21 protein-coding genes are annotated in these 23,649 nt (G+C 50.1%); 10 read left to right on the top strand and 11 right to left on the bottom strand.

Features of this window, described 5'->3' with window-relative positions; genetic code table 11:
* Nucleotides 1-60: 60 nt before the first annotated feature.
* The 5 genes from Q4491_RS12980 to Q4491_RS12960 all read right to left on the bottom strand — a co-directional run bounded on the left by Q4491_RS12980 (nt 61) and on the right by Q4491_RS12960 (nt 5,881).
* Complete coding sequence (locus Q4491_RS12980; RefSeq protein ID WP_303457976.1) at nt 61-1,335, bottom strand: GGDEF domain-containing protein; 1,275 nt, start codon at nt 1,333-1,335, stop codon at nt 61-63.
* Nucleotides 1,336-1,589: 254 nt separating this feature from the next.
* Nucleotides 1,590-2,555 (bottom strand): LysR family transcriptional regulator, encoded by a 966-nt coding sequence (locus tag Q4491_RS12975; RefSeq protein ID WP_255558012.1) that lies wholly within the window; start codon nt 2,553-2,555, stop codon nt 1,590-1,592.
* 329 nt (nt 2,556-2,884) lie between these two features.
* On the bottom strand, nt 2,885-3,238 hold the full coding sequence (locus tag Q4491_RS12970; RefSeq protein ID WP_120512607.1) for a RidA family protein: 354 nt from the start codon (nt 3,236-3,238) through the stop codon (nt 2,885-2,887).
* A 101-nt stretch (nt 3,239-3,339) separates the two neighbouring features.
* The gene (locus Q4491_RS12965) at nt 3,340-5,103 is read right to left on the bottom strand and encodes a sulfatase-like hydrolase/transferase (RefSeq protein WP_303457971.1); all 1,764 of its coding nucleotides are present in this window, start codon (nt 5,101-5,103) and stop codon (nt 3,340-3,342) included.
* 235 nt (nt 5,104-5,338) lie between these two features.
* Nucleotides 5,339-5,881: a 3'-5' exonuclease gene (locus Q4491_RS12960; protein WP_192016163.1), complete on the bottom strand. Its 543-nt coding sequence runs from the start codon at nt 5,879-5,881 to the stop codon at nt 5,339-5,341.
* 205 nt (nt 5,882-6,086) lie between these two features.
* Between Q4491_RS12960 and Q4491_RS12955 the strand changes: the two genes are divergently transcribed.
* On the top strand, nt 6,087-6,875 hold the full coding sequence (locus Q4491_RS12955) for a helix-turn-helix transcriptional regulator (protein WP_237795456.1): 789 nt from the start codon (nt 6,087-6,089) through the stop codon (nt 6,873-6,875).
* Nucleotides 6,876-6,898: 23 nt separating this feature from the next.
* On the opposite strand, the gene Q4491_RS12950 is transcribed toward Q4491_RS12955, so the two are convergent.
* From Q4491_RS12950 to Q4491_RS12940, 3 genes are all read right to left on the bottom strand, one after another.
* A complete protein-coding gene (locus Q4491_RS12950; RefSeq protein WP_303457966.1) occupies nt 6,899-8,419 on the bottom strand; it encodes a bifunctional diguanylate cyclase/phosphodiesterase in 1,521 nt (506 codons plus the stop codon).
* Nucleotides 8,420-8,827: 408 nt separating this feature from the next.
* The gene (locus Q4491_RS12945) at nt 8,828-9,577 is read right to left on the bottom strand and encodes a PEP-CTERM sorting domain-containing protein (RefSeq protein WP_218385096.1); all 750 of its coding nucleotides are present in this window, start codon (nt 9,575-9,577) and stop codon (nt 8,828-8,830) included.
* 321 nt (nt 9,578-9,898) lie between these two features.
* A complete protein-coding gene (locus tag Q4491_RS12940; protein ID WP_192016159.1) occupies nt 9,899-10,396 on the bottom strand; it encodes a copper resistance protein NlpE in 498 nt (165 codons plus the stop codon).
* Between the two features lie 408 nt (nt 10,397-10,804).
* Here Q4491_RS12940 and Q4491_RS12935 point away from each other — a divergent pair, with 408 nt between their 5' ends.
* Complete coding sequence (locus Q4491_RS12935; protein ID WP_303457963.1) at nt 10,805-11,848, top strand: hypothetical protein; 1,044 nt, start codon at nt 10,805-10,807, stop codon at nt 11,846-11,848.
* A 187-nt stretch (nt 11,849-12,035) separates the two neighbouring features.
* Here Q4491_RS12935 and gltS read toward each other — a convergent pair whose 3' ends face one another.
* From gltS to Q4491_RS12920, 3 genes are all read right to left on the bottom strand, one after another.
* The gene (gltS, locus tag Q4491_RS12930) at nt 12,036-13,259 is read right to left on the bottom strand and encodes a sodium/glutamate symporter (protein ID WP_303458030.1); all 1,224 of its coding nucleotides are present in this window, start codon (nt 13,257-13,259) and stop codon (nt 12,036-12,038) included.
* 289 nt (nt 13,260-13,548) lie between these two features.
* Nucleotides 13,549-15,192, bottom strand: a complete 1,644-nt coding sequence (locus Q4491_RS12925; protein ID WP_303457961.1) for a fatty acid--CoA ligase — start codon at nt 15,190-15,192, stop codon at nt 13,549-13,551.
* A 165-nt stretch (nt 15,193-15,357) separates the two neighbouring features.
* Complete coding sequence (locus Q4491_RS12920; protein WP_303457959.1) at nt 15,358-16,365, bottom strand: AraC family transcriptional regulator; 1,008 nt, start codon at nt 16,363-16,365, stop codon at nt 15,358-15,360.
* Between the two features lie 180 nt (nt 16,366-16,545).
* Between Q4491_RS12920 and Q4491_RS12915 the strand changes: the two genes are divergently transcribed.
* From Q4491_RS12915 to Q4491_RS12880, 8 genes are all read left to right on the top strand, one after another.
* Nucleotides 16,546-17,526 carry a quinone oxidoreductase gene (locus tag Q4491_RS12915; protein ID WP_303457957.1) on the top strand — a complete coding sequence of 327 codons (981 nt, stop codon included), beginning with the start codon at nt 16,546-16,548 and terminating at the stop codon, nt 17,524-17,526.
* Between the two features lie 30 nt (nt 17,527-17,556).
* Entirely contained in the window at nt 17,557-18,396 is an 840-nt protein-coding gene (locus Q4491_RS12910) for a TauD/TfdA family dioxygenase (RefSeq protein ID WP_303457955.1), read from the top strand.
* A gap of 71 nt (nt 18,397-18,467) precedes the next feature.
* Nucleotides 18,468-19,523, top strand: a complete 1,056-nt coding sequence (locus tag Q4491_RS12905) for a 3-keto-5-aminohexanoate cleavage protein (protein ID WP_303457953.1) — start codon at nt 18,468-18,470, stop codon at nt 19,521-19,523.
* A gap of 117 nt (nt 19,524-19,640) precedes the next feature.
* Nucleotides 19,641-20,963 (top strand): MFS transporter, encoded by a 1,323-nt coding sequence (locus Q4491_RS12900; RefSeq protein ID WP_303457951.1) that lies wholly within the window; start codon nt 19,641-19,643, stop codon nt 20,961-20,963.
* Nucleotides 20,960-21,631 carry a DsbA family oxidoreductase gene (locus tag Q4491_RS12895; RefSeq protein ID WP_303457949.1) on the top strand — a complete coding sequence of 224 codons (672 nt, stop codon included), beginning with the start codon at nt 20,960-20,962 and terminating at the stop codon, nt 21,629-21,631. The genes Q4491_RS12900 and Q4491_RS12895 overlap by 4 nt, the downstream gene beginning before the upstream one ends.
* Nucleotides 21,624-21,947 (top strand): Rieske 2Fe-2S domain-containing protein, encoded by a 324-nt coding sequence (locus tag Q4491_RS12890; RefSeq protein ID WP_303457947.1) that lies wholly within the window; start codon nt 21,624-21,626, stop codon nt 21,945-21,947. Before Q4491_RS12895 ends, Q4491_RS12890 begins: the two co-directional genes overlap by 8 nt.
* On the top strand, nt 21,944-22,954 hold the full coding sequence (locus tag Q4491_RS12885) for a YeiH family protein (protein WP_303457945.1): 1,011 nt from the start codon (nt 21,944-21,946) through the stop codon (nt 22,952-22,954). The genes Q4491_RS12890 and Q4491_RS12885 overlap by 4 nt, the downstream gene beginning before the upstream one ends.
* 110 nt (nt 22,955-23,064) lie before the next feature.
* Nucleotides 23,065-23,637 (top strand): alpha/beta hydrolase, encoded by a 573-nt coding sequence (locus Q4491_RS12880; RefSeq protein WP_303457943.1) that lies wholly within the window; start codon nt 23,065-23,067, stop codon nt 23,635-23,637.
* Nucleotides 23,638-23,649 lie beyond the last annotated feature (12 nt).

Here is a 23,649-nt window from a genome sequence, read left to right as displayed (position 1 = left end):
AATTTTTTATCTGACACAGGCTTATAAAATCAAAACAGCCAATAAAATGACACGCCAACACTACCTCATAGCCTGTTTGTTATCTGACGCTTCTTCTGTAATATCAATCTGTTGCCAGATTTCTTCGCTCTGTGCGGGTGTCGGGTCATAATGAGCAAACTGACGTTTGCCCTGATGCTTAGCCTGGTACATGGCACAATCCGCTCGCTTAAGCAGTGTTTGAGCATCTTTCGCGTGCACAGGGTATCGGGCAATCCCGATACTGGCCGAGACGCGACACTGGTTGTCACCAAAATTAAAAGGCACGGTCAGAGTGTGCAGCAATTTTTCTGCAATGGTTTCCATTCTGAACGTCAGCTCTTCATCATTGTCTCCCCAGGTGAGAATGGAAGGATCACGGCGATCAGATTCATCTTCATCAAAGACAATATCTTTGGTGGGCTTATTGATCTTCACTGCGTATTCACCCAGTGGCACCCAGACAACAAATTCGTCGCCGCCAAGACGAAAGACTTCATCTTCCACCCTGAGGCATCCTCGCATCCGCTTGGAAGCGTGCTGCAGCAAGGCATCACCCACATCATGGCCGAGGGTGTCATTAACCTGCTTAAAACCATCCAGGTCGATAAACATGAGGCCGAATACTTTGTTCTCTACGTCCGGCGCAGAAAAGGCGGCTTTGAGCACTCGGTTAAGCGCCCGTGTGTTTGGCAAGCCCGTCAGCTTGTCCTGCAAAGCGGCCTGTTCCATTTGGCGCTGCCGTTCAATGACATCCGAAATATCCCGCTGTGTGCCTATCAGACGAGACGCGTCATTAACCAACCCCTGCACCACCAACTCCAGTACTCTGGGTTGCCCATCCAGCGGATCAATCATGTCGATAAGCAGCGTCTGCTGTTTATGTTTACCTGCGATTTGTCTCAACCGGATCACCTTGTCGCCATCACCACTTTTCAGGCGTGATATCCAGTCTCTCAATGCCAGCTTACTGCCGACACGAACACCATAGAGATCATACAGATAAGGGCTCCATTGCAAGGTGTCGCTATTCACGTCCCATTCCCAGACACCTATGCCCGCCACAGAGGTTGCCAGACTCATTCTTTGATTGGCGCGGGCAAGCTCACGGTAAACACGGGAACGACGGCTGTGCTGCTTCCACAACAGGCTGACGACAGACAACAGCAATGCCACCAGTACCAAACCTGCCAGTACCAGCCAGAAGAAAGGAAAATTGACATGAAGTGAAAATAATTCTCTCCATACCGAGGTGAGATCGGACAGACTACCAATGCCGTTTAACACAGAACTCAGAAAAAACTCCAGCGAATTCATGATAGGTACACACTTCCATTTGTGTCTGCTGCGATAACCTCTGAAATATCAGACCCGTTTCACCCGATAGCGATTGTGATTGATTATTTATACTGATAATTAGTACTCAGATCTCTCTGGTATTTTTTTGCTACTATCGATAAATTCAACCTAGTCCACGCTGTTGATAATTACCAAAATAGAATGCGGAAATTGTTATATATGCGGGGTAGGAATCACACTTATTCTATTTAGAATCAAACAGTAGTCGGTTTTTAACCGGCATACAGGTCTTTATCCAGCCAGGGCAAAGCATCCCGGATCTGAGGAAAAAATCGTTCGTTAATAATTTGACGGCTGTCTTGCGCCAGAATATGTGGCAGGTTTCCCAACTCATTGTGACGACAGACCAGTGTCAGATTGCGATAAAAGGGTTCTTCGCGCGGAAGAGGGAGACAGGTGAGTGCTGCATTGGTCAGCCCGTACTGGAACATACAAAGCGGTGTCGTGATTGTCCAGCCAAGCCCGGCCGCGACACTGGATAACACGGCAAATGTATTATCCAGTTGCATCCTCACTGGCACGTTCATATCCAGTCGGCGTAAATAACGTTCAATCGTCACGCCTATCAGCGAGTCATTGGAGTAGCGGACAAAATCAAGTTGCTTTGCGACCTGCTGTAATCCCTGATACTGACTGGCGAACTGGCTGGGTATGACCAGAACAAAGGGCTCCCGTAACAGGCGGTAACGGCTGAGATGCTCGTTATTTTCCAGCGCATCGTCAGAAATAATAATATCAACGTTACGTGAAAGCAGCGCCTGGGCATGCATGTGGGAACGGCCAGTATTGATAGTCCAGTTTTCTGTATGCCGTTTAATGACCTCGACCAGAGGCTGTCCTAGCGAGGTGGCCAGAGAATCGACCATGGCAATGCGTAGTAAATGCAGTTTCTGAAAACTGCTTTTCGTCATCACACCGTGTGTTTTTTCTGCTTCGGCAAGTAGATGGCATGACTGGTCATAAAAATAGCGTCCGGCGACGGTCAGCTCAACCGGGCGAACGCTTCTGTCCAACAATGTCACTTTAAGATTGTGCTCAAGAGAAGAGAGTGTCTGAGAAACGGAGGACTGTGTGAGGCCCAGTTGGTTAGCCGCCATCGTCATGTTGCCAGACTGCGCGGTAGCCACAAAAACTTCTAACGAGCGAAGATCAAATCCCAATCCTTTCAATGCAGCCATCCTTTATTCAACAAACATCCACCGGAAAAATCTATTAACGGCAGTCAAACGGCTTTACGGCTGAGTGTTCAATACTGCGACAACCGCACCAATACACCCAGTAGGTAACGCAAAGGCATAACTGACAAGTTAATATTCCTCACTAGCAAAGCTATCAGTTTTAATCGTCTGATAACAATATGTAAGAAACAAATAGCATGACTATCTATGGGGAAATAGCAAACCAGAATGGCGGCGAAGTCAGAAAGGCCGGATATCAGTGGAAATGAGCGAAATCAAAACAGAAGGGAAAAATGCCACCATTTACAAAAATGATGGCAATACATTCTCTATTTACCGGCAGCGGCAACGAAAGCAATCTCTACCAGGTAATCCGGATCCGCCAGTTCAACTTTCACGCAGGCGCGGCTTGGCGCAGCGCCTTCCGGCAGCCAGGCGTCCCAGGCCGCGTTGAAAGCAGCAAGGTTAGCCCAGTCGGTAATATAAATAGTGACAGACAAAATACGGGACTTATCACTGCCCACACTTGCCAGCATGGCTTCTGCCTGAGCAAAAACCTGCTCTGCCTGACCCGTAATATCAGCACTGGTATCAGATTCAGGGACTTCGACAAAGTGCGCAATACCATTGAACACAGTGACATCAGACCAACGTTTTGTTGGGTTAATTCGCTGAATATCCATTTTAATTCCTTAACAGGCGTGAAAAGCCCAACAATGTATGTTTTCTGCCGCGATGAATCAATCAATGATGCTGTTTTTTGCCATAAGGCAGGAAATTCCTATCAGTCAGCATGCTGACTGACAAGCGCCCCCGGCATTAACCGGGAAGGCGTTAGCTGGGGCACACTTTTCCACTCATAGTCGTGCTGAGCATGTTCAGGAAGAAACAATTCGCTGGTATAGAATTTCCCGATCCGTTCCACCGGGTAAAACATGGCATCACCGTAATGCTGCTTCACAAAATTATGATCGTACCCCAGGATTTCAAGCACAGTGGGGAACACATTGAAATGCGACAATTGATGGCGGTTCTCCGCCAGCGATGACTCAAATCGCTGCCGCAGTTTCGGATGCCTCGTCAGCACCATCATGGGCACTATCCCCTGATAGGCAGAGCCGCTGTTACGATTGCAATGCGTCAGCAGCCCTTTTCCTTCTTCCAGTAAATCCTGTCCGTGATCAGAGGTATAAATCACCACAGTGTTGTCTAAATCAATGCGGGAGAGCAAACGCTCAAAGAAGCCGTCCACATTCCAGGCAATGGCATTTTTATAGGAATTAATCAGAGCCTGACGATCGCTGTGACCGATAGGTTCAAATAACGCCATCGCAGGCTGAAACCTGGTCGAGGAGGCCGGGTATTTCCCCTCATAGGGAAAGTGCACACCCAGTTTATTGATATAAATAAAGTCTGGCTTATCATCTGCCACCAGCGGCACTAAATGATCGACAATATCGAAGTCAATCCGCATGAATGCCTGGTGCCTTTCAATTTGCCCGACGTTAAACTGCTTAACCTGGTTGATGAAGCTCAGCTCATCGATATTCATGAAATTAGCCAGTGTGCCCGGCGGTTTCTGGGCGTCAATATAGGTACTGGTATAGCCAGATGCCTGACTGTATTGCCAGATAGTCGGCACGTGTAGGGCTTGCTCAAAAGCGCCGGGGACGACTCCCCAGCGAAGCACAGCATTGCTATAGCTGCTGCAGTTATGCGCCGAGGTGGCGACACCGTAATTGATCACAGCATCAGCATGCGCCTTTAAGCTCGGCACGAGGGAATAATCTGTATCCTGCCCGAAAAAATCACCGCTGACACTCTCGTCCATGACAACAATAACATTGCTGATCAATGGCTTGCCGGCTTTGGTCGTGACCGGCCGTCGCTCTGGTCGCTCATCCACAACCTGCTCGTAAAGTATTACACTGAACAAGCTGGGCAGGGTATAAATGCCCGCCTGTCCCTGTGCCGCAGCCGGGCCTTTCATCACCACCATGACAGCCATTATCCCTGTAACAAACCCAGGTAATCCGGCAGCAACACAGGAGGAGGAAGGGCGATATCGGGAAAGCAGCCAGGTTCTGATTCTGTATAAAGACAGGCTGAATGCCGCAGCAATCAGCAGAGGCAGAAGAAGTTCTGACCAGTAAAAAAACAAAGCAGCACCTGCTTCGCCGCGTTCAATCCACATCCGCCTGATATCGAACAGGGTCAGGTTATCAGTCAGAGTCAAAAGCAGGGATAAATGGGCCAGCACAACCAGAGTAAAAAACAGATTCCAGAAAACATGCACAGCTGTTCGTCTGGCCGTTAACACCGCTTTCAGCGATGCAATGGCTATCAGCCAGATAACAGCAAATATCGCCACATTACGCATTGGATTTTCTGACTGGCTGAGAAAAATCAGTTGAGAGAAGACATCACGGGTCAGAAATAGCAGCACTCCCACCAACACGATGCCAGACACCAGAGTCACCAGTAAGTTTGGCACTGTGTTTCGTGCGGCGTTTGGTGCATAGCTCCGACGGTTGTGACTGGCTGGCATAGGCGCTTCCCTTCTTCCGAAAAAGATACCGGGTACTTATTTGATTTAAGCTCGTCAGGGCAGGAAGTCAAAATAATCCACAAAGCACTATTTTGTCCTGTTGCCGATCCGGGAGACAGTAAACAATGAAAGGAAATGAGAGGAGAAAGAAAAGAGAGGGAGAAAAACACAGGCAACAGATCAGCACAAACTGTTCCCTGTGTTATAGCGGTTAGCGTCAGCTTACCGGCGGCCCTTAGTCAGACGGGCAGAGCATCACACGTGCTAACCGGGCCAGATTATAAGCATCAACATAGCCTGAATGCTGACGACCTTCCCACTCCAGTCCGCTCATGCTCATGGCGGCCCGTAACCCGATGCGCTTGTTTTTAACGTGTGGCTGCAGTTTAAACAGGGTTGCCAGGTTCAGGTATTCCCTGAAAGGCACGTTCAGATCTTTTGTTTTGCACTCGGCACGCAGGATGGCATCGTCCCGCCCCCACGCCGCATAAATTTTATGGCGGCCACCGAATTTTTGCTCTATCGCAGTCAGAATACTGGCCAGGGGCTTACCATTTTGCGCGACAACTTCTGGCTTTATACCCGTAAGCTCAGTACAAAACGGTGATATTTCGTCGTTTTCCGGCTTAACATAGTATTGCGCCCGACGTGAAATCGTGCCCTTTTCAAGGTTCAGTTCAGCCACGCCAATCTCAATGATTTCGCCAGTGCGAGCGATACCTTCTTCATTCCAGCAACACATTTCAAGATCAAAACAAACGATGCGGTTAAAATTCATGATTTTCCATTATCCGTCATACCAAACTTCATAATCATCAGCTCTGATAGTAAACACTTACCAACACGGATGATTATTGAGTTTTAAACGATTAGCTTTGAACAAAGCGGCGAAGGATAGCATGTATGGCGGCTGGCTTCAGCCCCTTGCCAACAGCAGCCGATCAGAATTACTCTTGTGACAGCTTTTATGAGAGGGTCGCGCCATGAAAAACGTCTATCGCCCGCTGTTTGACGATAACAACCCGCCCGGCGAGGTGTTTTTCGGCCATCAGGCATTTCTCCCCCATACAACCACCCCCAAGCACAGCCATCCCTGGGGGCAGTTACAGTTAATCAGTGGCGGTATTCTGGAGCTGAACGCTGAAGGGAAACGCTTTTTATCACCGTCGCAGTACGCGATATGGATACCGCCCGGTATAGAGCACGAAAGTTACATGCGCCGTAGCATGAATTACTGTTCAATGAACCTGATTCAACCGCTGGCTACATCGCTGCCGGGCTTCCCCTGCCTGCTGGAAGTCAACCCTATCATAGAAGCGATAGTCAATGATCTGCGTGACCGCCAGCTACAGGTCGCGGAAACCGCTGAAGATAAGCGTCTGATCGACGTATTGCTGGATCAGCTCAGGCATACCCGTATCCATGACCAGTTTCTGCCCAGCAGTGAAGACAAGCTCCTGCAGCCTATACTGCGTACACTGGAAAAAAATCCAACCGACGGCACAACCTTGGCGATGTGGGCAGAAAAGCTGCATACCTCTGAGCGTACTCTGGCCCGGCATTGCCAGGATACGCTCGGTATGAGTTTCATTGAATGGCGGCAAAGGAGAAAATTTATCTACTCTTTGCATTTACTGAGGAAAGGTTTATCTGTAAAAGAAATTGCACTGACCTTAGGTTATCATCAGGCTTCGCCTTTCATTAACCTGTTCAAACGGCATGCGCAATGCACACCAGAGCAGTACAGACAAAAGCAAATCCGGGCCCGGTAGCACAAACAGCACATCCGCCGGATTTAGCTGCCCACCGCTTTATCCGGTAAACCCACCAGCAAACGCCCGGCCGCATGCCTGCTGAGCGGGTGCCCTAACAGGAAGCCCTGACCGAACTGACAGCCCATTGATTTTACTGTCGAGAGCTGAACGTCATCTTCAATTCCGACCACGGCCACCCGAACACCCAAACTCCCGCTCATGCCCACAACAGATTGAATGAGCGCCTTGTTAGCGTCAGAGCCTGGCAGGGTGCCTACACAGGCACGGGCAATTTTTACTTTATCGAAAGGGAAATCGCGCAATATAGTCAGGCAGGCATTCCCGTTACCGAAATCATCCAGTACCAGGCTGACACCTATATGCTTCAGATCATGCATCATGGCCCGCACTTTCGGTGGGTCCTGCTGTACGGTTTTTGCGGTCAGTTCTATTTCAAGGCGTCCTGGCTCCAGCCCGGATTCCTGCAGCGCTTCCAGTACAGTCTGGCTGAAAGTGTCCGGTTTCAGCTGCTGAGCAGAAATATTGACTGATACACTCATTTCTTCCGGCCAGTCCCTCGCGGCCATACAGGCTTGCTTCAGCACCCAGTCACCCAGCGCCTGAATCAACCCGGCATCCTCGGCAACAGGCATGAATTCCTGAGAAGACACCATACCTTCGCGCTGATGGCGCCAGCGCAGCAAAGCTTCGAATCCTTGCAGCTGGCTGTTATTCAGATCAAACACCGGCTGATAATAAGGTTCGAGCAAGTCTTGCGCCATGGCTTTGCGTAAGTCTCTTTCCAGCAATTGCCTTTGTTTTAACTGCTCGTCCATTCGGGTATCAAAGAAGCAAAACGTCGAACCGCCATCCATCTTGGCGCGGTACATGGCTGTATCTGCGGCCCGCAGCAAATCGACAGGTTCAATATCATGATTGGACATGGCGATACCTATACTCACTCCCGCCAATATCTGCTGGCCGCGAATATGGTAGGGTTCAGACATCGCTTTAATAATGCGGGACGCCAGGGCCGAGGCTTCATCCGGCTCTTGTCCGCCAACATGGATCAGTGCAAATTCATCCCCGCCCAGTCTGGCAATGGTGTCATGCATGCGCAGCAAATGCTTCAGACGCCCGGCCGTTGCCACCAGCAACTCATCACCCACAATGTGGCCATAAGCATCATTGATCTGCTTGAATTTATTTAAATCCATCATTAACACAGCGACACAGGCATCGTTATCGCCGGCATGCTGAAGGGCTGTCTCAAGCTGCTGTGAAAAATAAAGCCGGTTCGGCAGTGCGGTCAAAGAATCATGCATTGCCAGTTTGTACATGGCGGCTTTGTCGCGTTCACCGGCTTTCAGCATGAGATTCATCTGACTGAGCCGTCGCCAGCTCAGTGCTACGAGAGCGAAAGGCAAAACGAACATCAGCGAGATGAAAGCGCCCAGTCCGAATTGATGATATTGCCCGACCCAAAGCGTAAAGCGTTCGAACAACTGAAACTGACTGGCTAACAGCAGCCAGATGGCTGCAAAGACAGCGAGTTTGATCAAGGTTCGCTTCAGGAACATTGAATGAAATAGCGATTGCAAGCTAGCCTCACGACCAGCCCTACCCTGCGCAGAATGGCTCATAAATGGATTACCTCGTCCCAAATTATCACCGTCACGTCCATCGCCAACTCGGGAAAATATGTGATTGTTTAGTGCTGTTTTGTTGTAATGCGGCCTTTTGATGTTCTGGCTCTGCTACAAACTTATTAGTTAACACGATCACATTTACGTGAAAATGACACTTACATTTTAGGCAAATTTCCCTTTCATGTGGCACTTCTTTGTTGGGTATTTCGTGATATCGCTGCAACTCCTTGCGTCGATTACAGAAAAAAATCCGGCGAGCATCATACTTCGCCGGAACATCAAAGCATTTCACAGATATGAAAAGGTAGTGTTGAACCCGGTTTACGCCAGTAACGGCGCTTGCTGCCCAGCCCCTTTGCGGCGCGAACGCCAGCCCAGCAGCCCTAAGCCTGTCATCAGTAACAGTAAACTGGCGGGTTCTGGAATCGGATTTCCTGGTCCGCCGGAAGTCATATAATCAATACCGGCCAGATAAAAATCTGACAGCAATACGCCCGACAGAATAATATGTCTGACATTGTCTTCGCCATCCAGATCCCAGTAATTGCCCTGGAAATTCAGCTCGTTTGGCGTCAGAGCCGTCAATAAATCATCAATCCCCAGTAAATTGGTATTGATGTTCAGTTCAAATTCCGGGAAACCATCGTCAATCAGATAAGCTGTCGCCGATTCCAGCAGATTCAGGTTGTTCAGATATAAACCTTCTACTGTCGAAGGCTGATCAAAGCTCAGCACCAGAAACTCATGACCATCCACTTTGAAGTTATCATCGCCAAGCAACAACGTGTTGTCGATCAGGCCACCGTCAGAAATACTATTGACGCCGATACCTTGCCCGCTGTGTGACAAATTAACCAGTGACTGATCGCCAGTGATAATGCCATCCTGAAACAATCCGGGGACATAATAACGGTACGAAGAAAACGTTATTCCGCCAACAGTACTGGTTTGATTTCCATTCAGGCTTGAATAAGCACCGTCCGTGAAGTCGATTTGTGCCGCCGACACACTCATCGAACCACCCAGCAGTGCAAGGGCTGCTACCCCTGTCTTTATAAGCGATTTCATCATCTTGCTCCCTACTTGTGTTATGCCGTGTTGATTTATGTTCGTGTTTTTGTGTTCGCACAAACTATTGCAGCTTACATGCCAAAACATAAGCCAATGAAAAGCAGCAGTTTTTTTTCAGCATCAATATTGCTATGTAAAAAACACCGACACGATAAGAGGAGATCTGGACACAGGGTGTAAATTTCTCTGACGGGAAATCAGACAGCCAGGTTTGCTTATCTGCCTGACTGTCTGAAGAAACAGCAACGTGAAGGGCGGTTTAAGAGACAAAGATCCAGCGGCAAACATCAAGCAGGCGATAAAACACCGCCGCCGCGGTTATCACTGGCTGTGTTGTTTAGTCAGCACATACATATCAGCCAGGCTGCCGGTAATACGCTGGCCCTGACGATCCAATCGAAACAACTGGTTCTCTCCGACAAAAAACTGAATGCCTTCACCGCTGTCATTGGTTAACGTGATGGTATTCCCTGCGTCATTCCAGCTAAATTTTCCCCGATCTGAAAACTGCTCACCATCTTTGCCCAGATAGGTTTCAGTCAGTTCAAATGTCCCCTGTGGATCCAGAACAAGGACAGTTTCAATACCTTCACAGTCTGCACAGGGAATCGTGCCGACATAAGTGCCATTCCAGTCCAGCGAATTACGCGCATTGTGTTCTGTGTCTACATAGGCTGTCGTCTGCTGATCGGCCACCTGCGTCTGAGCGGGTGCAGCATTTGATGACATGTCGCTTTCGGAAGCGGGTTTATCACAGCCTGCCAGCGCACCCGCCAGAGCCAAACTAATCGCAATAGACAAGAGTCGCTTTGTATTCATACCTTCTCCTGATACTGAGCCATCTCAATACGGCCCGACTTCGCCAAATATTCAGCAACAAACCCTTTCAGGGCCGCTGATGAGGTGTTGGACTGATAAATATCCGAAAAGTGCCCGACTTTCCGTTTGCTGTATGGGTGAATCCCGACATACCGGGTGAAACGGTGAAAGCAGCAAATAACCGCATCTCCCACAAACTCCCGGTTATCTGCACCATCCGGTCGACAAAATTGTATTGCGCCGATCTTAAAATCGTTTCATAGCAACAGAAAAACCTTTCACAGCCATTAACATATGCACGCACGTGTATAAAAATGGTGTTTTATACATAGGTGGATTTATTCACCAGACTCATTAACCAGATTCATTAACCACCAGCGTCTTCATCCCACAGGAAAAAGGATTTTTATGTTTATATCAAGACCGCGGCTCGTGAAGGGTTTCGCCTATTCTCTGTTCAGTTCGGCCTTCATCGCGTCCGTCATGGTTTCACCCAGTCTTCATGCAAAACAGCTTGCTGCGGAAGCAGTGCCAGCCTCCACACAAAGCGACCACAGTGCAGACAGCAGGTTGAACAGCAAGAAAACCAAGCAGCTGTCAATCAATTGCCACCGCAGACCCCATGCATTGAAAAGTGCTATCGAAAACAGAATCTGGCTTGCCGGTCTGATCAAAATAACTATCACAGGACACTGCCAGGGCCCGCTGCTCATCGACCAGAGCGGGATTGAGATCACCAGCGACGGCGCCCACGGCGGTGCTATCGTGCTGGATCAGCAGGTGCAGCCCAGTGCTGCCATTATCATTCAGTCTGCTGCCGTCACGCTGCGAGATGTCCACATTTCAGTGCCCGTCGATGTACCTGCCGTGCTGGCTAAGGCCAACAGCAGTGTGACACTGGATAATGTCACCACGGATGCCACCAGTACGACAGACACCCCGCTGGAACAATTTACCGTCAGTGAAAGCAGCAGCCTGACCGTGACCAATATGACAGGCAATGCGATCCGGGTCGCGGGCAATTCATTTGCCGATTTTAAGGACAGTAACCAGTTACATACCCTCAATGTCAGCGACACGTCCTCCGCCCAGTCCAGCGCGGCCAACCAGTTTAATTCGGTACAAGTGTCAGGCAACGGCTATTTTCTGGGCGACAATGGCACCCAGATAAACGTGCTGATGATCTGGAGTAAAGCGGCGGTAGATATCAACAGACAAAGCTCGGTGGCACATTTGATGATGGGAGGACAAACCCTGTTTGGCGCCTATGGCAATTCCTCAATCACCGGCCCGTATGATCTTTGGGGCAATGTGGTCTTTGAATTAGAGCATTCAACAGCGGACAATTGGAAAGCAGTTGATAAACCCCATTCGATCATTTCAGGTAACAATGCCACAGTGAATGGTGTGCTTTACCCTGGCTGGTCGTGGACAGGGCAAGATAGCCTCTGAGTCGCACCACTGTTTATGTACGTTTAACTCACAATGCAGAGAAATTCTGGCTGAAATGACATCAAATCATGATTTGATGTCATTAACTTAACGTACAAATCTTGACTCAATTTTGATTTTCTAAGTCTCATCATTTTAAGAATGTTTAACGAACCATTCGTCGTTTTTTCTCACATCAACCTTGGTGTTAAAAATGTGACAAGAAGTAAGGTATGATCATTGCGTTCACTAAATCGATGAAGAAAGCACAAACCAAAGGCACAATGATAAATGCCAGATGTGAATTACCGTAACGTTGAGAGACCGCAGACATATTGGCCATAGCCGTTGGCGTTGAACCCAGTGAAATGCCACCAAACCCAGAACAGACAACTGCAGCATCATAGTTTCGGCCCATCGCAGGAAAGACAATAAAAAGATTGACCAGAACGGCAATGACAAATTGAGTCGCCAAAATAGCGAAGATGGGGCCAGCCAGATCAACTAATGTCCATAACTGCATACTCATCAGAGACATGGCTAAAAATGTGCCCAGAGAAACATCAGCGATTAATGCGATAGCTGGCTTACGCGCGGGCCATTTATTGCCTGACAAACGGGGAAATGAGTCTGGGATACTATTGGTGATCAAAATCCCGGCAAACAGGCAAGTCACAAACAAGGGTAACTGTAACCCCGCCTCATCAATGGCTTTATTCAGAATGACGCCAAGAATCACGCAGATGTGTAAGGCTAAAATAGCATCAAGAAAATCAAACCCGCTGATTGCAGAAGATTGTTTGCCCTTGGCAATCCCCACATCGAGCGTTTCTTTCAGTTCAGGCTGAAGCTGATAACGATGAATGAGAAACTTCGCGATGGGCCCGCCCATTAAACTGGCTAGAATCAGGCCAAATGTCGCACAGGCAATGCCGATTTCCATCGCGTTCACCACGTCATAGCCATCAGAAATTCGGGGCGCCCAAGCAATCGCTGTTCCGTGCCCGCCAATGAGCGACACACTGCCGCCAAGGATCCCCACGGCTGAGTCCAGACCAAACAGAGCGGCAACGCCTATCCCTGTGATATTTTGAATCAGCATGTAGACGATTGTAATGGTAAGCAGGATCACTAAAGGCAATCCCCCCTTAAACAAGTCCTTGAGGCTGGCATTGATCCCAATCGTGGTAAAGAAATACACCAAAAGGGCATCGCGGGCTTTCAGATCAAACTCAATTTCAATACCCGACAGAGCATAAATCAGCGCGATGAGGCAGGAGAAGAGTAAGCCCCCCGACACGGGTTCAGGAATACTGAATTCCCGCAGAGGCGCACAAAGCTGGTTGATACGGCGTCCGAGAAAAAATACAACGATCCCTATGGTGATGGCCAGGAAAGGGCCAATCGATAGAACACCGTCAAGCCAAACTATTTCCATGCTTCATTTACCCTTTACTCAATCAGTATGCCTTATCAGAGAATGCTTCTACGGGATGGATCAGCGAGTTAAACCCGACAGGCATTTCAGTGTGATGGGTGATAGAAACCCTTCGGTAAGGGTAGCTGATCGTGTGGCAGTAAATGGAACGAATTTATGCCAATTGTTTTACGATGCGGGGTAAGTAGTTGCCGGAAATACCCTCCGGCAATGGCCAGAGGGTAAGCGGGCATTCACTCTTTCTATACATTCAAACTCAGATAAGAAAGAGCCAGTAAATTTATCACAAAGCAGCCAATTCACTACGAATGCGCTTTTTGTCAATTTTACCGACACTGGTAACAGGGATAGATTCGACAAAATGGATCTGCTCCGGAATCGCCCATTTATTGATCAGGCCATTGTCGACAAATTGCATCAGATGCTGTTTGATCTGTTCGGCATCAATATCAGAGCCGTTTTTCATCACAACTTGCGCCAGTGGCCGTTCGTCCCATAACGGGTCGGGCACACCAACCACAGCAACATGCGCTACTGCGCCATGCTTGCTGATCAGGCTTTCCAGTTGTAATGACGATATCCACTCACCGCCTGTCTTGATCACGTCTTTCATTCGGTCACGAATTTGCAGAACCCCTTCAGCATTGAGTGATGCTACATCGCCGGTGTGCAGCCAGCCACCTTGCCACAGTTCATCACTTTTTTCCGGTTCGCGAAAATAGCCTTGCGTCAGCCAGGGGGTACGAACCTGAACTTCACCGACGCTGGTATCGTCCTTTGCGATTTCATTGCCGGTTTCATCCACAACACGCATCTCGACCATAGGCAGCGGCATTCCGGTACGCATACGGAGTGCAATTTGCTCATCCAGTGGCAACTGAGCTTGCTCTGGGCTCAGGTGAGTAATTGTCAGCAACGGACAGGTCTCAGACATGCCGTAGCCTGTATAGAAGCGGATGCCTCGCTCCATCATTTGCCGTACCAGTGCTTCCGTTGGGGCGGCACCGCCGGTCATTAATTTCCAGCGGCTCAGATCGGCGACCCTGGCTTCGTCACAGTTCAGAATCATCTGCAGAACGGTTGGCACCCCATGAGAGAATGTCACCCCTTCTTTGTTGTACAGGCGAACCAACTGATTCGGTTCATAACGACCTGGATAGACTTGTTTTACGCCAAGCAATGTCGCCACGTACGGAATCCCCCAGGCATGCACATGAAACATTGGCGTCATTGGCATATACACATCTTCTGAACGAAGCAGAGGCACGCCGTCATAGGCAGCCAAGGTGGTGGCGGTATTTAATGTATGCAGTACCAATTGCCTGTGGCTGAAAAATACCCCCTTGGGATTGCCTGTCGTGCCTGTGGTATAGAAGGTGGTTGCGATGGAATTCTCATCAAAATCGGGAAAGTCATAGGTACTTTCTGCTGCTGACAGCAGGTTTTCATATTCACCTAGCATGGTGAGCGCAGTGTGCTGTGGCGCTGGATTGTCTGTGAGCTGGATATAGCCCTGCACCGTTGGCAATTGATCAGCTAACTGCTCAACAACAGGGAGAAAATCGTCATGAACGAGAACAAATTTGTCTTCTGCATGCTGCATGGTATAGGCAATTTGTTCCGGGCTCAGACGAATATTGATGTGATGCAAAATGGCGCCAATCATGGGGACCGCAAAGTACGCTTCCAGATAGCGATGGCTGTCCCAATCCATCACTGCAACTGTATCACCGGCTTTGACACCGGCATCTGTCAGCGCATTGGCTAAGCGGGCAATCCGCTCATTCAGCTCAAGATAAGTGTACCGGATGTTGCCACTGACGATTTCTTTCGATGCACCATAGCGTTGACCGGAAATAAGTAAATGCTTGATAAGTAACGGGAACTGGTGCGCATTACTGGATGGGTCAATAATTTTTGTCTTCATGTGTCTCTCCTGACGTGAATGATTCCATGTGCGGACAACGGATTTCCTTCATGAATCTAGAGAAAGAACACTAGGGGCTACTTCACTTTTGACGCCACTCAATTGACATTTCATGACACCCCTTTTCATTATTGATGAGTTCATCACCTGTCGGGGCTGGCGAACTCATTCCGTTGGTTTATTTAAGGCACGCCAGCGTGTCGGGGTGACACCAAACTCAGCAGTAAACCAGCGCGTAAAAGAGCTTGGCATGCTGTAGCCCAGCAAATCCGCAATCTGGCTGATGGAGTAATTCTCGTTAACGATGTAGCGCATCACTAATTCGCGCCGAACGCTGTTACTTAAGTCGGAGAAAGTTTCGCCGCTTGCTTCCAGACGTCTTTGCAGGGTCCGGACATTGGTTCCCAGCGCTTCTGCGATCTGTTCAATGCTTGCCCGCCCGATTGGCAGCAGCAAATAAATAGCTTTTCGCACATCAAGCGCCACAGAGCGTGTTGTGTTGGTCGAGAGGGTTTCAACGTAATGCTCGGCAAAGCGAGCCAATGCCGGGTCGGCCATCAGATTGGGCTTATCCAGATCAACGGCCGGGCAAACAATCCCGTTGAACTCTGCACCAAACGCTACATTGCAGCGGAAAAAGCGGCGATGAAATTCAAGGCTGGCTGGTGGTTCATGTGTGAAATTAACACTTCTGGGATTCCAGGCGCTGCCCAGCAACGCACTGCACAGGCGATACATTACCCCGATGGCCAGCTCTGTCACCTGTCTTGAAACCAGAGGTATATCAGTCACGATTTCCTCGCGTATCACAATCGTCTTTTCGAATTCTTCCACGTAAATCGCCAGCGAGTCACTCAGCAGATGGCGGTATTGCACCATGGCTTTGATGGCATCGCGCAAAGTCGGCTGATGGACCAGCAATAAGCTGATCACACCGATATCAGAGAGTTGGCGTGACTCAGCCATACGTAATCCGAATGTTTCACATCCGCTTGCCTGAGCGGATTCTTCCAGCAACATGGCAGCGGCAGATACCGGAAGGCGTTGTTCGGGCTGCTCGAGTAACGTCCGGCTGACGCCAGCCTGACGCATCAGAGGAATCGGGTTTAACTCCAGACGCTTGGCTACCTCAATGTAGTTAATCAAAACTCTGGCGCGTGTCATCGTCGTCATTCAAAGGGCCTTATTGTTGTGTACTGCTCAGCAGGACAACATCTTTCCGCGTTAACTTGTCGTGAAATGAAAAGTCGTTGTCGTCTAATGATAAGCAGTCTGCCATAACCTGCCATAACGTAGTTAACAATTCAGAAACATTATTGCAACGACTGACGAAATCTGGAGTGGAGAATGGGTATGGCTAAAGCAGTGCGTTTTTATGAGACAGGCGGTCCGGAAGTCCTTCGATTAGAAGAGGTAGAAGTTGGCGATCCTGGTCCGGGTGAAGTGCGTATCCGACATGCTGCTGTGGGTTTGAATTTTGCGGATACCTATTTCCGTAACGGCACTTACCCCATTCCACTGCCCAGCGGGATGGGCGTTGAAGCCGCTGGCGTAGTGACGGCTGTCGGCGAAGGCGTCACCACAGTCGCCGAGGGCGACCGAGTCACTTATACCGGCTTTATCAACACATTGGGGGCATACAGCACTGAACGTCTGGTACCTGCGGCACCGCTGATTAAATTACCGGACGCTATCTCTTTTGAAACCGCCGCAGCCATGACTATGCGGGGCTTAACCGCAGCGTATCTGATGCGCCGTATTTATCCTTTCCAGAAAGGCGATAGCATTTTGCTTCATGCAGCAGCCGGGGGGGTGGGCTTGATCGTATCCCAATGGGCCAAGCACCTCGGTCTGACCGTGATCGGTACTGTGTCAACAGACGAAAAAGCTGAGATCGCGTTGGCGAACGGTTGTGATTACACCATCAATTACAGCCATGAAGATGTCGCCAGTCGGGTACGTGAGCTGACTGATGGTGTCGGGGTGAATGTGGTTTTTGACAGCGTAGGGAAAAACACCTTCATGTCATCACTCGATTCTCTCAAACGCCGTGGTCTGATGGTATGCCTCGGCACAGCATCTGGCACGATTCCGCCCTTTGATCCGCAAATACTTGCCATGAAAGGTTCGCTCTATATGACGCGTCCGGCACTGGCCGACTATATCGCGGATCCGCTGGAAAAAGTGGCTTTAACCCATGAACTGTTTGATCAGGTCATCAGCGGCAATATCAGGATTGATATCCACCAGCGCTACGCACTTGAAGATGCGGTTCAGGCACATAGTGATCTGGAATCGAGAAAACTCACGGGTTCCTCAATCTTTGTTATTTGACGTGATTGAGCATGCACAAGGAGGTTGACCATGCACGTAGAAAAGCTGACTTGCAGTATTGGTGCTGAACTACTCGATGTAAATCTGGCGCAGGCGATCAGAGACGATGGATTGTTTCAGGAAATAAAAGCCTTGTTGTTAGAACATAAAGTTCTGTTTTTGCGAGATCAATTGATCAGCCGCGCCGAACATGTCGCATTTGCGCGCCGTTTTGGAGAACTCGAAGATCATCCTGTGGCCGGGAGTGATCCAGACTTTCCGGGCCTGGTGCGTATCTATAAGTCGCCAGAAGTGCCAAACGACAGATATGAAAACGCCTGGCATACCGATGCGACCTGGCGTGAGTCGCCACCGCTTGGCTGCGTGCTGCGCTGTATTGAATGCCCGCCCGTAGGAGGAGACACCATGTGGGCCAATATGGCGATGGCCTATGCCGTGCTGCCGGAAGTGATCAAGGCAAAAATTGCCCATTTGCGCGCCCGGCACAGCATTGAAGCAACCTTTGGTGCTGCCATGCCAATGGAAGAGCGGCTTGCGCTCAAAGACATGTTTCCCGACGCCGAGCACCCTGTGGTTCGTATTCACCCTGAAACCGGGGAAAAAATTCTGTTCGTCAATAGCTTCACGACGCACTTTACCAACTATCACACCGCTGAAAATGTGCGTTTTGGTCAGGACTATGCGCCGGGCGGCGCTGAACTGCTTCAGTATTTGATCCGTCAGGCTCAGAACCCTGAATTTCAAGTCCGCTGGCGTTGGAAGCCTAACAGTGTGGCTATCTGGGACAACCGTTCAACGCAGCATTATGCGGTGATGGATTATCCGCCCTGCCACAGGAAAATGGACCGGGCAGCGATTGCTGGTCAGTAAGTCCACTGTCAGAAGAAAGTGGATTGCACTCAGTACGTTAACGGACTCAACACAGCACTAAGGAAAACAATATGCAATTTTTAGACGATTCGTTGCACCCGCAGAACCAGGACAAAGTGGTGATTACCGTTGCCCCTTACGGGCCTGAATGGATGCCGGAAGACTTTCCTGAAGATATTCCTGTCACCATGGAAGAGCAGATTCAAAAAGCCGTTGATTGCTATGAAGCCGGTGCAAGCGTCTTGCATCTTCATGTGCGGGAGCTGGATGGGACTGGTTCGAAAAAGCTGTCTAAATTCAACGAGCTGATTGCCGGTGTACGCGAAGCTGTGCCAGATATGATTATTCAGGTCGGTGGCTCGATCTCCTTTGCGCCAGAGGGAGATGGCGAAGCGGCAAAATGGTTATCTGACGATACCCGCCACATGCTTGCAGAGCTTACGCCAAAACCGGATCAGGTGACTGTGGCTATCAATACGGTTCAGATGAATATCACAGAACTGATGGATGAAGAAGACGTAGCAGGGACGACTCTGCGAGAGCCCGCCTTCTGGGAAGCCTATCGCGAGATGACAGTACCTGCCGGCCCAGGCTGGGTCGAAGAACACCTGAGACGGTTACAAGCATCGAAGATCCAACCGCATTTCCAACTGACAGGGATGCATTCACTGGAGACTTTAGAGCGAATGGTCAGACGTGGTGTCTACCGTGGCCCGCTCAACCTGACCTGGGTGGGGATTGGCGGGGGGTTCGATGGCCCGAATCCATATAACTTCATGGAATTTATCCGCCGAGCGCCGGATGGTGCATGCCTGACACTCGAATCGCTGATGAAGAATGTGTTACCGATTAATACCGTCGCTATGGCGCTGGGCCTGCACCCCCGGTGTGGTATCGAGGACACCATTATTGACCAGCACGGCAACCGCATGACCTCAGTAGAACAAATCAAACAATTGGTCCGCCTTGCCCACGAGCTTGGCCGAGAGGTTGCCAATGGTCAGGAAGCCCGTGAAATTTACCGCATCGACACCTGGTACGACAGCATTGACGCAACGCTGACAGCCAATGGCTACACACCAAATCGCAAACCAGGACAGAAAAACGTTCCACTGCGCGGCGCCTGATCCCAGGGGCATTCCGCTTTACCGTTGCACCGGGGCTGGGTTCCGCTGTATGCCCAGTCCCGGTTTTTTTCAATATGGAAATTGAAACCAATAAAAGAACGAGAACGAGGTAACACCATGTCCCTCAATCACTCATTACCTGATGATGCAGAGCATACTGTCAGCTTCCCCCGAGTCTATGCCTGGGTTATTTTCGCCCTGACATTTGGTTTGCTGATCTCCGATTATATGTCGCGGCAAGTGCTCAATGCTGTGTTTCCGCTGCTCAAAAACGAGTGGATGTTGTCAGATTACCAGCTGGGCCTGCTGAGCAGTATAGTTGCACTCATGGTTGGCTTACTGACGTTTCCCTTATCGCTCCTGGCTGATCGATGGGGACGGGTAAAAAGTCTGGCCATTATGGCAACTCTCTGGAGTGTTGCAACGCTCGGCTGTGCTTTAGCGCAGGACTACAACCAAATGTTTATCTCCCGATTCTTTGTTGGCGTCGGTGAGGCAGCGTATGGCAGTGTCGGGATTGCGGTTGTGCTCTCAGTCTTTCCGAAACATTTGCGGGCAACCTTATCCGGGGCCTTTATGGCCGGCGGAATGTTTGGCTCTGTGCTTGGTGTAGGGCTTGGTGGTGTTCTTGCAACGCATTTCGGCTGGCGCGGGGCTTTTGCTGGTATGGCATTGTTTGGCCTGACCCTCGCCTTTATTTACCCGTTGATCGTGCGTGATAAACGCATTTCCCCACCCCGAACCACGCCGCAGCGCTCCCCGAATGCGAATAAGCAACAGCTGCGTACTCTGTTTAACAGCCGTTCTGTGCTCTGTGCTTATATCGGCAGCGGGCTGCAGTTTTTTGTCGCAGGTTCGATGATGGTCTGGATGCCCAGTTACCTCAATCGTTACTACGACATGGGAACCGATAAAGCGGGGGCTTTCGCAGCGATCGTTCTGCTGTGTTGTGGTGTCGGCATGATTTTGTGCGGCATCTTGAGTGACCGTCTCTTTGTTGGGTCGCCGTCACGCAAAATATCATTAGCCATCGCGTATTGCGTGGGGAGCTGCTCAATTTTATTTCTGGCGTTCAGTGTGCCCGCAGGGCCACTGCAGCTGGGCTTGATTTGCTTTGGGATGCTTTTCGCCGCCGGTACCAGTGGCCCCGCCAGTGCTATGGTGGCAAATTTAACTCACCCTTCTGTTCATGCAACCGCTTTTGCCACCCTGACATTGGCCAATAATCTTTTAGGCTTGGCACCAGGGCCATTTATCACCGGTCAGATTTCTGACCATATCGGTTTACAGGCGAGTTTTCAGCTTGTACCACTCATCAGCCTTGTTGCGGCAGCCGTCTTTTTTTATGCCCGGCACACTTATCTGCGCGATATGGAACAGCTGGATCAATGCAACATGCATTCGCTGTCTGACGCGGTCATTCAGGAGAAACATGTATGAGCCATCAACTGACGATCGATGTGTATTTTGATTTTATCTGTCCCTGGTGCCTGATCTGCAAAAAACATCTCGATGAGGCCCTGGTACAGCTTTTTAAAGAAGAACCGACGATCAGAGTGGCGATTCAATGGCATGGTGTCCAACTGCTCCCGGATCTGCCGGAACAGGGCGTGCCATTCGACGCTTTCTATCTGCAACGCCTTGGCAGTGCTGCCGCCGTTTCTGAACGCCGGCGCCAGGTACATCAAGCAGCGATGAAAGTGGGTGTGGCAATCGATTTTTCGTCAATACGGAAAATGCCCAACACGGCAATGGCGCACCAAATGTTCCAACAGGCGGTCAGTCTTGGTGGAACGGTACGGCAAGAGGCCCTGCTGGAACGGATGCTCTCTGCCTATTTCTTGCGCGGTGAAGATATCAGCGATCCTGACACTTTGGCGGCGATCGCAGAGGAATGCGGCTACCACCGTTTAGATCTGGGCTTTGACGCGCAGCAGGGCGACGCTCCTTTCAGCACCTCAGACCTGTCGCACAAACAACTGCCTTACTCAGTCCCCTATATCGTGCTGAATGAGCGTTTAGCGCTCAGTGGAGCGCAAAATGCCGATGAGCTGCAGGATGCATTCCGATACATCCTGTCCCTGACGAGTACCCCTGTCCATGGCTAATCTCTACGAAATTCCTCAAGCCCTTATCCCGGCAGAGAATGAGCGTCGTTTTATCACTTTCAATGGAAAGGACATCGCGCTGTTTAACGTTGCCGGTCAGTATCATGCCATCAATGACAGTTGCCCCCATCAAGGGGCTTCACTGTGCAGCGGGCGGCTCAGCGGCCACATTCTTCAGTGCTGCGCTCATGGTTTAAGGTTCGATCTCAGCACTGGATACATGCTTCATTCTCAACAAGTGAAGCTTGAATGCTTTGCGGTTCAAACTCGAGGCGAACGAGTGTTCATTGAACTTACGGAGGAAATACCCGAATGAATGCCACATTACTCATGAGTACCCCAGGCCGCATTCGAGAGCTGGCGCCGGGGTTTGCCATCAGCCTCACAGTTGCAGCGGCGGCCAGTTTTCTGGCTGACCATTACGACGCCCCTGTCATGCTGTTTGCGCTTTTACTGGGCATGGCCCTGAATTTTCTGGCAGAGGATGCAAAGTGCAAGGCCGGTGTGGAGTTTACCGCCCGCACTGTGCTGCGAATGGGGGTGGCGCTGCTGGGAATTCGCATCACGCTCGCACAGATCGCTGAGTTAGGCTGGAAGCCCGTAGTATTAGTCATCGTGCTGGTTGTGGTCACCATTTTGATCTCAGTGATAGCTGCAAAAGCACTCGGCTTTCAGCGCCTGTTTGGCATGCTTTCCGGTGGCGCCACCGCAATTTGTGGCGCATCGGCAGCTCTGGCGTTATCCGCAGCATTGCCCAATCACCCGCAAAAAGAACGGGCTACCTTATTTACTGTGATCTGTGTATCAGCACTGTCTACCCTGGCCATGATTCTTTATCCCATGATTGCAGAAGCCTTTTCGTTGTCACCCCATCTGGCCGGTGTCTTTCTTGGCGCAACCATTCATGACGTCGCTCAGGTTGTGGGGGCCGGGTACAGCATGTCCTCGGAAACCGGCGATGTTGCCACTGTCGTCAAACTCATGCGAGTGGCCATGTTATTACCCGTTATCTTATGTGCCTCTATGATCACGCGACGACTGGGCAGTGATACCGGAGGCAAAAAAACGCCTTTACTTCCCTGGTTCGCGGTTGGCTTTCTCTTGCTTGCCAGTATCAATAGTACGGGTTTTATCCCGCCGTCTTTGCAAAGTGCAGGCAGTGATTTGTCTGTCGGGTGTCTGGTGATAGCAATCAGCGCACTGGGTATGAAAACACAGCTCAAGGAGCTTGCCTCTGTCGGAATCAAACCTATTTTGCTGATGACAGGTGAGACTGTATTTCTGGCAACGCTAGCCCTGCTCCTCATTCATTACGGGTTTTAGAGATCAGAACTGAACACTCAGGCTCAGTCTTAATACCAGTCACTCTGATCTGGCATTCAAAAAGTCAGGATCAGAGATCCAGTATTTTTAACGATAAAAAGGAAAATCGAGTGACTACACAGCCAACCACCGTCCTGATTATTCCAGGATTACGAGATCACGTTGCCGACCACTGGCAGACACTGTTAGCGAACCGGTTACCGAATGTTCGTACTGTACCGCCGCTGGAGTTTGATAAGCTCAGTTGTGCTGCACGTGTGGAGGCCATTGAGAAAGAGCTGGCTCAGATCAATGGCCCTGTTATTTTGGTTGCCCATAGTGCAGGTGTACTGATGGTGGCACATTGGGCGGCTAAATATCATCGCCCGATTCAAGGCGCGCTGCTGGCGGCACCACCGGATCTTGAGGCACAGTGGCCGGATAATTACCCGTCACCAGACACCTTGAAGCAACATGGCTGGAGCCCTGTTCCGCGCACCCCACTACCTTTTCCGAGTATCGTCGCGGCCAGTACCAATGATTACGTTGCAAGCATAGAAGCGAGCGTGGCCTTAGCTCAGGATTGGGGAAGCCAGTTGATCAATTTAGGCCATGTCGGTCATTTGAATCCCGCATCCGGGTTCGGCGACTGGGCACTTGCTGATCAACTGATCCGGGAACTCGACAGTCATAGCCTGAGCTGAACTATACCGTAG

It is taken from the genome of Photobacterium sp. 2_MG-2023, from assembly GCF_030547675.1.
Lineage (GTDB): Bacteria > Pseudomonadota > Gammaproteobacteria > Enterobacterales > Vibrionaceae > Photobacterium > Photobacterium arenosum.
This window is presented reverse-complemented; position numbering and strand designations above follow the sequence as displayed.